Annotated in this window: 6 protein-coding genes; 5 read left to right on the top strand and 1 reads right to left on the bottom strand. The window is 51.8% G+C overall.

All coding sequences use genetic code 11. From position 1 onward, the window contains the following. Positions 1 to 17: 17 nt before the first annotated feature. The 5 genes from zipA (at position 18) to ACQ66Q_RS07500 (ending at position 9,221) form a co-directional block, all read left to right on the top strand. Entirely contained in the window at positions 18 to 827 is an 810-nt protein-coding gene (zipA, locus tag ACQ66Q_RS07520; RefSeq protein WP_430456226.1) for a cell division protein ZipA, read from the top strand. Between the two features lie 462 nt (positions 828 to 1,289). Next, positions 1,290 to 2,807, top strand: a complete 1,518-nt coding sequence (locus ACQ66Q_RS07515; protein WP_430456225.1) for a M20/M25/M40 family metallo-hydrolase — start codon at positions 1,290 to 1,292, stop codon at positions 2,805 to 2,807. Positions 2,808 to 3,303: 496 nt separating this feature from the next. Then, positions 3,304 to 6,537 carry a TonB-dependent receptor gene (locus ACQ66Q_RS07510; protein ID WP_430456224.1) on the top strand — a complete coding sequence of 1,078 codons (3,234 nt, stop codon included), beginning with the start codon at positions 3,304 to 3,306 and terminating at the stop codon, positions 6,535 to 6,537. 156 nt (positions 6,538 to 6,693) lie between these two features. Beyond that, a complete protein-coding gene (gene ligA / locus ACQ66Q_RS07505) occupies positions 6,694 to 8,721 on the top strand; it encodes an NAD-dependent DNA ligase LigA (RefSeq protein WP_430456223.1) in 2,028 nt (675 codons plus the stop codon). Then, complete coding sequence (locus ACQ66Q_RS07500) at positions 8,721 to 9,221, top strand: DUF2919 family protein (RefSeq protein WP_430456222.1); 501 nt, start codon at positions 8,721 to 8,723, stop codon at positions 9,219 to 9,221. The genes ligA and ACQ66Q_RS07500 overlap by 1 nt, the downstream gene beginning before the upstream one ends. 16 nt (positions 9,222 to 9,237) lie before the next feature. On the opposite strand, the gene ACQ66Q_RS07495 is transcribed toward ACQ66Q_RS07500, so the two are convergent. Further along, entirely contained in the window at positions 9,238 to 10,857 is a 1,620-nt protein-coding gene (locus tag ACQ66Q_RS07495; protein ID WP_430456221.1) for a response regulator, read from the bottom strand. Between the last annotated feature and the right edge of the window lie 159 nt (positions 10,858 to 11,016).

Here is an 11,016-nt window from a genome sequence, read left to right as displayed (position 1 = left end):
TAAAAGGTTAAAAAACAATGGCTGAAGAATTTCGTTATGCGTTAATTGTATTAGGTGTGTTGGCAATGGCTGGTCTGGCGTTACATGGCTGGTGGTCCGCGCGCAAGACGTCGCAGCAGGCCCAAAGCCGTTTTATGCCGGAAGAAAAATCCTCGGGAGCGCCTGAAGGGTTTGACGAATACGGCGTCGGGAAAAAACGCAAACTGGCGCCGGGAGAAAAACCGCAGCCCAAACCGGCACCGAGTGTGGCGCCTCGCAGCGATCGCCTGCGCGAGCCAGCGAAAAAATTCCGTGAAGAACGCGAAAAAACACCTGAAGTGCACGAAGAGCCATCGTTGTCATTCAGTGCTGACGATGATGTTGATGTCAGTCACGACACTCAGGTTGCCGACGAAGCCCCAAGTGAAGTGCTGATCCTTTATGTGTTATTGCCAGAAGGTCAGGAAATCAATGGCGCCATGTTGCTGCCAAGTCTGCTGACGCTAGGCTTTAAATATGGTGAGATGAATATTTTCCATCGTCATCAGGACAGCGCCGGCTCGGGTGGCATCTTGTTCAGCCTCGCTAATATGTTTAATCCGGGCACTTTTGATCTCGAAGAGATGGATAAACTGCAAACCCGTGGTTTAAGTCTGTTTATGACGTTACCTGGACCCGGTGAAGCGCTGCAAAGTTTTAACCTGATGCACAGTGCCGCCCGTAAGCTGTCGGATGAATTTGGTGGTCAGGTGCTGGACAACACCCGCAGCGTGCTGACGGTTCAAACCACCCGGCATTATGTGGAGAAGATCCGCGAATTCCAGCGTCAGCAGCTGATCCGCAACTGACGTTCATTGAGCAAATCCCCAAAAAACCGGCCTGGAGCCGGTTTTTTTATTCGCGCCATCCGTGGCGCTCACCTTTCAGGCCAACGCGTTGCGTTGTTAAAAATTGCTCCCGGCAATTTTTTATTCGCGCCATCCGTGGCGCTCACCTTTCAGGCCAACGCGTTGCGTTGTTAAAAATTGCTCCCGGCAATTTTTTTATGTCCAGGGATGAACGCCATTCGCTCTGCGAATGGCAAATGCAGGCACCTAGTAAGTGGTACCCAGAGATTGTCGGTGATCCGCGCCATCCTTGACGCTCACCTTTTAGGCCTGGGCAAAGAACCAAGCCCGCCTTGTCAGACAAATATCACCAAAATGTCATGTTGATATCCGGCAGATCTGTTCCTGCCGTCCATGGTTGTTTCGCAGCAGCTAACATGCGACTGCAACCACAGGTATAAATACAAAAATCAGGAACATGAAATGAAAAAAATGCCCATTTATGGCGCGCTGTCCGGCGCGCTTTTTTGTTTTGCAGTGCAGGCTGAACCGGTCTGGATCAGTATTGAACCTAAGGTATTACAGGCCTTGCCGGCGGTCGAAGTGCTGCAACAACAGCCCATCACACCGGCACAGTCTGTGTTGCAGGCCGGTCATCAGCAGCCTGTATTGGTACAGGTGGATGATGCCGATTTAGTGCAGTTGTCGGCTTATATCCACGACGAGCAACACCGCTGCGGCGGTTATATAGCTTATGACAGCCTGGAGCAGGCAGTAAAAGCACTGACGCAACCTTTGCTGGCGGCCAGCTTCACTGCGCCGCCATTGTCGCAGTCGACTTTGGTCAACACCCATCTGCCGCAGCTAAATCAGGCCGGCATCGCACAATTTATCAGTGACTTGAGTCAATATACCAACCGCTATTACACCACCAGCAGTGGCACTCAGTCGGCGGATTGGATCGCCAGTCAGTGGCAAGGTCTTGCTAATGGCAAGCCCTGGATGAAAGTGAGCCGGGTCAGCCATAGTGGCTATCCGCAGCGCTCGGTGCTCCTGGAAATCACCGGCAGTGAAAAACCGGATGAAATTGTTGTGCTGGGTGGTCACCTCGACTCGATTGTCAGTGGTGGCACCAGCGAAACGACCCGTGCACCAGGCGCTGACGATGATGCGTCCGGCATCGCCACGGTGACAGAGATTATCCGTGTACTGAGCAGTGCAGGGCTCAGACCTAAACGCACCATCCGTTTTTATGGCTATGCCGCTGAAGAAGTGGGACTGCGTGGCAGTAAAGACATCGCCACGGCAGCCGCCAGTTCGGCGCAGAACATTATTGCGGTGATGCAGCTGGATATGACCAATTTTAAAGGCTCTGTCGAAGACATCGTGCTGATGACTGACTATACCAATGCCAATCTGAACGGCTATCTGCAAAAATTGATCAGTACCTATCAGCCAGCACTACGCCATAGCACTGATATCTGTGGTTATGGTTGTTCTGATCATGCCTCCTGGCATAATGCCGGGTTTGCGGCGTCGATGCCGTTTGAAGCACGCTTTGCCGGCAGTAACAAAAAAATCCACACCGCCAACGACACGCTGGCCAACTCAGACCCAACGGCAATGCATGCGCTGAAATTTGCCCGGCTTGGCTTGTCATTTGTGCTGGAGCTGGGCAATGCGGGCAGCGCACTGCCGGATGGCACCAGCGGTAGTTTCCCCAATCTTGCCGCCACTAGCGGTAACTGGGTGTATAAAACTATCGTGGTCCCGGCTGGTAAAACCCAGCTGAATATCAATATGAGCGGCGGTAGCGGTGATGCGGACCTCTACCTGCGTCTTGGCGCAAACCCAACCACCAGCAGTTATCAGTGCCGACCCTATAAAACCGGCAATAGCGAAAGTTGCAGTATTGCCAATCCGCAAGCCGGAAACTGGATAGTAGGTGTCCGCGCTTACAGTAGCTTTAGTGGTGTGACCGTAAACTGGCAACAAAACTAACCAAGCCGTTGCAGATTGACAAAAAAGCTGCTGACTTTGTGCAGCAGTTTTTTGTTCCGTCAGCGCTCAGGCGTGTTGATGTCACGGCGTCACACGCCAATTTGCACAGAGTTGCATGACAAATTTGTTCAAGTCTTGGCGAGGGAGTATTTGCTGTCTCCTGTAGCTCGCGCAACTGTTGTGTGGCCCTTTCCCGCATCAATCAACGTCTGTTGCTATCGAGCTGTACTCGTATGGCAATTGAGATGTTAGATACTAACATGTTTATCTTGAGGTTTTTTTTCTGAAAATAGTGAAAATCGCCACAATCTCACAAAAGTATAGCAAAAAGTGGGAATTTATGAATTTTCATGATAGAAAGTAACATCAAGGCTGAGCATGTGGAGTTGTAATGTAAGCCTTGTTTGGGAAGCACAGGGCCATATCCGGCGGTTTAGCAAGGCTCACGCCACTGCCGGGTACGTTCAACAACACAAGCACAGAAGAGATAAAACCGATGCCAGATTTTCACAACAGTCACAATAGTCGAAACCATAATCAACGGGCCAAACTTAGTCTGGCCATATCAGCGGCTTTATTGGGGTTGACCCCCGCATGGCTGATTGCACAAGAATTACCTAAAAATGACAGCGCTGTCATCACTAAGAAACAGTCAACATCAGAACCTGCTCAAGTTGAAGTGATTGAGATTAAGGGCATTCGCGGCAGCATTATGTCGGCGCAGGATTTGAAGCGTTTTGCGGATACGGTGAAAGATGTCATCACGGCGACCGATATCGGCGCTTTGCCGGATAAATCAGTGACCGAGGCGTTACAGCGTGTGCCAGGTGTCACCATTGAACGGTTTGCTTCTTCCGACGACCCGAAACATTACGCGGACGAGGGGACTGGAGTTTTGGTGCGAGGCCTGGACCGGGTGCGCTCTGAAGTGAATGGTCGCAGTGCTTTTAGTGCTAATCCGGCTGGTGGTTTAAGTTATGAAGACTTCCCGGCTGAATTGCTGGGGTCGGTTGAAGTCGTTAAAAACCAGACCGCAGATTTAATTTCGGGGGGGATTGCCGGTACAGTGAACCTGGTTACCCGCAAACCCTTTGATTCCGATAAACAAATGTTCGCGTTTAACAGCAAGGCAAACTACGGCGATTATCGCAAAGAAGTGACTCCATCTTTTTCTGGTTTATTTTCTGATACTTGGGATACCAGCGCCGGTAAATTTGGTTTCCTGGTGGCCGCGTCAACATCTGAATATCAATCGCGCGGCGACGGTGTCGGGCTGGGGAATTTCCACTCGCGCGGCAGTTCATTTATGCCGACTACAGATCAGTGGGGCGGCATCACCGGCGTTGACCCACGCTCACCGGTTGATGGTCCGGCCTTGCCCGGCCAGCCAGCTGGTTCTGTTTGGCATGTCCCTGTTGCCATCCATTTGAGTACTGCAGATAACGACCGCAAACGTACAGGTTTTACGTCATCACTTCAGTGGGCAAACAAGGACGATACTATCGTTGCCACGCTGGAACATATCAATTCAGATGCTTCGCTGGAATGGAATGAGCGTCAGATTGGTCAGGCAGCGCAGGGCTTCCGGGGCTATATGGGCTCGTCTCAAAACTGGCGTGATGACAAGGCGAAAGGTCGTCCGTTGACGGTCGAGAATGGTTTTGTTACCTCAGGTGTGGCACTCGGTGTTAGCCCAGAGACGCCATTTTTCTATCGTAGTCGCTGGAATTACAACGAAAACTCAGTGGAAGATACGTCGCTGAATCTGAAAATTAAAGCCACAGAACGATTAAAACTGGAGCTCGATTATCAGCGCATTGATTCGGAAAAAGTGGTGCATAACTACAGCATGTCAGGTCAGACCCGCGGCAACCATGTGCATGTGGTGTCGCCTTATTTCCTTGATATGCGCGGCGAGCGGCCAACGGTTGAGTTTCTCAGCGATAACATTCTGACACCGGGCTGGTCGCCAAACAAAGATTGGAACGGCCCCGTCCCCAATCTGTTTTTGGGCAGCGGCATGGAACAGGAAGAACACAATACAGCCAAAGCCGACAGCTTTAAATTCAATGCGACCTACGAGCTGGATGGAGTCTTTACCAGTGTCAAATTGGGTGGTTTTTACACCGACAAAGATTTGACCGTGCGGGATACGGCGTATGAGGGCTGGTCAGCCATTGGGACGCCGTGGGACATGAACGACCGAAACGCTGCCGCAGCAGTTAACCGGCCGGAGTTGTTTGAACGGGTGGACTTTTCCAATTATTACAATGGAAAGGTATTGATGGGCAACGTTAATAATTTCTTGTTTCCCAAAATGAGCCTGGTGAAAAACTATGCCGAATCTTTGCGTCAGGGCTGTAAAGAGGGTTGGCACAACGCGACGCTCAGTAAAGCCAATAAAGGCGTTTGTACCGGCACTTATGTTCCTTACACGGATAAACCCAACCGTGTAGAAGGACCTTTTGCTGCTCACAACATCAGTTCGTCCAATGAAAAACGCACCGAGTTCTATCTGCGCGGCGATTTTGATCTGCCGGAGCAGGACATTCCGGTGAAGGGTAATCTGGGTCTGCGTTTTGTTAATTATCAACTGGAGTCCACAGGTGCCTTTGTCCAACCGACGACTGTAAAACGGGGCAATCCGGGCACGTCGCTGAACACCGTGATGCAAAAACCGGAATACAAGAAGTACTATGATTTGGCGTCTGGTGAATCGCAGTTAAGTACAGTCGAAGGCACTGATTACAGCGCGGTGTTGCCAAGCCTGAACCTGAGCTTTGAATTGGCTGACGATTTGGTCATGCGCGTCGGCGCTTCACAGGGTTTGTATTACCCGAGCCTGGTCGACGCACGCAACATCAGTCTGCTTGATTTGGACTACACTCGCCGGCTGAAAACACCTGGACAAGATCAGGATGAAGTGAATAACCCAGTGGTAGGACTTGATGATCTCGAAGTCACCGCGCTGGCAGGCAATCCGTATCTGGAACCGGAAGAGTCCATCAATCTGGATTTAACCACCGAATGGTATTTTGCCAAAGCTGGTTTTGTGAATGTTGGTCTGTTTCACAAAAAGCTCGACAACATCATCCGTAATCGCCAGTTCGATTTAGATATCAGCTACAAAGGTGTGAATTACGACGTATCGGCATACGGGCCTGCCAATACCGGCTCGGGGACCATCCAGGGCGCGGAATTCTCCTATTCACAGTTTTACGACACGTTACCGGGGTTGTGGCGTGGTTTAGGCTTACAGTTTAACTACACCTTTATTGACCAAAGTGGCCTTGAAGATCCGAATGAAATATCCAAAGGAACCCTGGGTTTCAAAGAAGATGGCAGCCGAGTTGACGACAATCGTAACACCTTTAGGGTATTCAGTGGCTTGCCGTTACAGGGATATTCCGATCAGAACATGAATATTGTCGGGATGTACGAGTTAGAGGCGTTGTCGTTCCGCTTGGCCTACACCTGGCGCTCTGAGTATCTGTTGACGCTGCGCGAATCTGAAGAATTTGTGCCAGCGTATGCGAAAGCGGCCGGCATGTTGGACGCCAGCTTCTATTACAGCATCAACGAGCATTGGAAAGTGGGGATTGAGGGCAGTAACCTGCTCAATACTGAGACGAAAACTGAGTACCAGATGAATCAGGCCGGTGACCGGACACAGGCACTCAGCTTCACTACCGACCGGCGTTATGCCTTAAGCGTACGGGCAGTGTTCTGATGTAAGATCCACAGCGAACAGCCCTGGTTTACTCCGGGGCTGTTTTTTCGCCAGACAGCTCAGGCACGGCCTGTTCCCGCATGTTTTGACCTTGCAAGCCGCCCAACAAATCCCCATGCTATAGGCCATCACTTATTGACCACCGAGCCAGGCCCGATGTCCGATCTGCAAACCCGCATTGATACCCTTCGTCACACGCTGAACCAGCATAGTTACCAATATTATGTGCTTGATAACCCCAGCATTCCGGATGCGGATTATGACGCTTTGTATCGCGAGTTGCAGGCGCTGGAGCAACAGCATCCTGAACTCATTACCGCAGATTCACCGACCCAGCGGGTCGGCGCTGCGCCTTTAGATAAATTTGGTCAGGTCACCCATCAAATTGCGATGTTATCGCTGGACAATGCCTTTGAAGCCGCTGATTTTCAGGCGTTTTACCAACGCATGGCCGACCGGCTCGATCAGCAGGTTGAATTCAGTTTTTGTGCCGAACCTAAACTCGATGGCCTTGCCGTTAGCATCCGCTATGAAGACGGCGTGCTGGTGCAGGCGGCCACCCGCGGTGACGGCTATACCGGTGAAGACATCACCAGCAATATCAAAACTATCCGGGCAATTCCGCTGAAGTTACAGGGCGATTATCCGCCAGTGCTGGAAGTGCGTGGCGAAGTCTTTATGCCGCTCGACGGCTTTGAAAAAATGAATGACAAAGCCCGGCTGGCCGGTGACAAGATTTTTGCCAATCCGCGTAATGCCGCTGCCGGCAGTTTACGCCAGCTGGACCCGCGCATCACCGCCAACCGGCCTTTAAGTTTTTATGCTTATGCGGTCGGCGCTGTGACCGATCCGGCGTTATTGCTCAACAGCAATAGCCATTATGCGCGCCTGCAGCAATTAAAAAGCTGGGGTCTGCCGGTGTGCCCTGAGATCCGCTTAGTGGCAGGTGCGGAATCGGCATTGGCTTATCACGCGAATATTCTGCAGCGCCGGGCCAGTCTTGCCTATGAAATCGACGGCGTGGTGCTGAAAGTCGACGATTTGCTGCAACAACAAAACCTCGGTTTTGTGTCGCGGGCGCCGCGTTGGGCTATCGCCTTTAAGTTTCCGGCGCAGGAAAAAACCACCCGTTTACTCGATGTCGAGTTTCAGGTTGGCCGCACCGGCTCAGTCACACCGGTGGCGCGGCTGGAGCCGGTCAGTGTCGGTGGTGTCACAGTGTCGAATGCGACTTTGCACAATCAGGACGAGATTAACCGGCTCGGCATCAAAATTGGTGACAGCGTGATTATCCGCCGCGCTGGGGATGTGATCCCGCAGGTCGTCGCTGTCGTGCTGGCTGAGCGGCCGCAGGAAGCACGCGATATTCTGTTTCCAACGGCATGCCCGGTTTGTGGCAGCGCCACTGAGCGGGTTGAAGGCGAAGCGGTGACCCGTTGTACCGGTGGTTTGTTTTGTGGTGCGCAGCGCAAAGAAGCGCTGAAGCATTTTGTCGCGCGCAAAGCGATGGATATTGAAGGCTTAGGCGACAAGCTGATTGAACAGTTAGTCGACGAACAGCTGGTACAAAGCCCAGTCGATATTTACCGGCTGGATATGCCGGCGCTGGTCGGACTGGAGCGGATGGGCGAAAAGTCGGCAATGAAGCTGCTGGCGGCGATTGAACAATCAAAACAAAGCACGCTGCCGCGCTTTATCTATGCGCTTGGCATTCGCGAAGTGGGTGAGGCCACTGCGCTGAATCTGGCGCAGCATTTTCGCAGCTTGGACGCGCTTCGTGCGGCGTCGCTGGACCAGTTGCTGGAAGTGGCTGATGTCGGTTCCGTTGTTGCCGGGCAAATTCTGCATTTTCTGGCAGAACCGCACAATCAGACGGTGATTGATGGTCTGATCGCCGTCGGCGTGCAGTGGCCCGATATTGCCGAAAAAGCCCAGACGGCACAGCCACTGGCAGGCCAGACGCTGGTGCTGACCGGGACTTTAATTGCGATGGGCCGTGATGAGGCCAAAGACAAATTGCAGCAATTAGGGGCCAAAGTGGCAGGCTCGGTCTCGGCAAAAACCAGCGCCGTGATCGCTGGTGACAATGCCGGTTCTAAGCTGGCCAAAGCTGAAGAACTGGGGGTTGCGGTCTGGACTGAACAACAGATGCTGGACTTGTTTAGCGAACATGGACTGCGCTGATGAAACAGTACCCGGATATTCCGCTGCTGGATCAGGATGGTCTGCACCGGGTGCCACTGCGTTTTTATGCGGTCTTGTTACTGCTGTTGCGGCCTTATCTGTGCTGGCTGGTGACGCTGGTGATGCCGGAAGCTGAACGCAAAGCTGTACTGAGTTTCTTCTATCCGCTGGCGGATGATTTTGTCCGCGCCGTGCTGATCGCGATCCCGGCATTGCTGGTGCTGGCGGCGGTCAGTCAGCGCGTGCCTTATGATAAAAAACAACGGCGGGGGCGGGCGAAAAAATTCTGGTTTGCGCTGTGGCGTTATGGTCTCTGGTTATTGTTGGCGGTGGCTTCTGTAGATTTATACTGGACTATTAGTCATTTACCGCCTTATGTAGCGTTGAATGCACCTGGTTTATTACTGATTGTGGCAGCGTTGGGATTAAGCGTGTTGTATTTGCTGCGCAGTAAACAATTGCGGCTGATTTTCACTGAATGGCCGGAAGATAAAAAGTAAAGGTATAAGTTCAGACTCAGCTTGCCAGTTGTTTTTGTTTCAGCTGGTCAAAACGGCGTTGTTGTTCTGGATTCAGTTTACCCAGTTCAATCGCCCGCAAACAGGCTTGTTGTAGCCGGCTGCGTTTGACCGGATCTACGGCGCCGGTTGGTGCCGTTAGCATGCTCTGTAATAAGTTCAGTGCGATGCCGGCGTTTCGCGGTAACAAACGAAAGGCATGTTCAAAGGCGCTTAATGCAGCCTGCCAGTTGCCATGCTGATAATGCATAACGGCGATGTTGTTCAGTTCACGTGGCGCCGTTGTCAGCTCAGCACGTTCCTGTTGTTCCTGCTGCAAATAGGTCTGCAAATACGGATCTGTCGGCTGTTGCTGACAGAATTCGCCGATTTTTTCAAACCAGCGTTTGGATGCCTGGGTCAGGCCGACTTCATGTAAAGCTTTGGCTCTGTCCAGCGCATCTTCGAGTGCGGTGATCTGCAGCGGCACTTCGTCCATCGTTTCCAGAATTTTCAGCGCTTTATCTTTCTGTGCGCGCAGATAATGTAACCGCGCCTGCAACACCGTTTGCTGCTCGTGGGTGTCAGACTGCGGGAAGGCATTGCGTAGCTGATTCAGTGCTTCTGTGGCCTGTTTGCTCAGTTTGTTGGTTTCACCATCTTCGTCCATCGACACTGCGTAATCAATGCAAGCACGCGCCAGGTTCAGGTACAGATCCGGTTGTTCATACATTGAATGACGGGCGAATTTCAGCAGGTCACGGGCCGATTTATACTGGCGCTCGTAGTCATGATTTAAGCGGGACAACTGCTGTAATTTTTGTTGGCGGAACAGGTTGCGGGGCGCCAGGTCCACCGCTTGCTCGAGGTGTTGTTGCGCTTGATCAAAGCTCTTGTTACGAAACTCCAGCTCAGACTGATATTCCAGCGCGACCAGCTTGGTATCGCGTTTGGTTGACATCCGCTCCAGCATCATGCCGACTGCGTCAAAATCCTCACAAGCAAATAAAGCGCGGACCAAGCCGATCTGGGCCCAGCTAAACGGCTGTACCGCCTGTACCGACTGATAAAACTTCACCGCATCGGCGGCATGACCTGATTGCAGCAGTAAATCACCTTTGAGTTTAAGCAAGGTCGGCACCAGTTTCGGTGACGGTGCATTCGCTAACAACTGGTCAAGTTCCTGCAGCGCTTTTTCTGGCCGGTTCGCATCCAGATATTGGTGTAGCGGGCGCAGTTCCTGTTTACGCTTCAACACTCGCTCAATGCGCTGCTGCAAGTCGCCGATAGTGTAAGGTTTGGCCAGAAATTCATCGGGCTGCAGTTCAATCACTGAATGGACCAATGACGGATCGGTTTCGGCACTGATAAAAATAAAACCGGTATTATGACTTTGCAGCTGGCGGGTTTTCAGTTCTTCGTACAGTTGAAAACCATCTTTGCCTTGCTGCAGGTTAAACGACAGGATGATTAAATCGAATTGCTGTTGCTGACACAACTGTAATGCCCAGCTGGCGCGGTCAGTCAGTTGTACACTGCTATAGCCGAGCTTTTCCAGCGCAAATTTCAGATAATTCTGCGCTAAAGCCTGCTCATCGATCACCAGAATTCGAATATCCCGGCTGAATGCCTGTTCCATCAATGCCCGTCAGTCAGTTACTGCAATGTGCCTACTATAGCAGGCGCTGAAATCGCAACAATACAAATCACAGCTTTGGGCTGAGCTTTTACAGAGTGTTTACAGAAGGTTACAGCTGGTGCGCGCGGTATTCTTTAGGCTGAACACCATTGCAAATCA

Origin of the sequence: Rheinheimera sp. (assembly GCF_965283995.1) — a bacterium.
Classification (GTDB): Bacteria; Pseudomonadota; Gammaproteobacteria; order Enterobacterales; family Alteromonadaceae; genus Pararheinheimera.
This window is presented reverse-complemented; position numbering and strand designations above follow the sequence as displayed.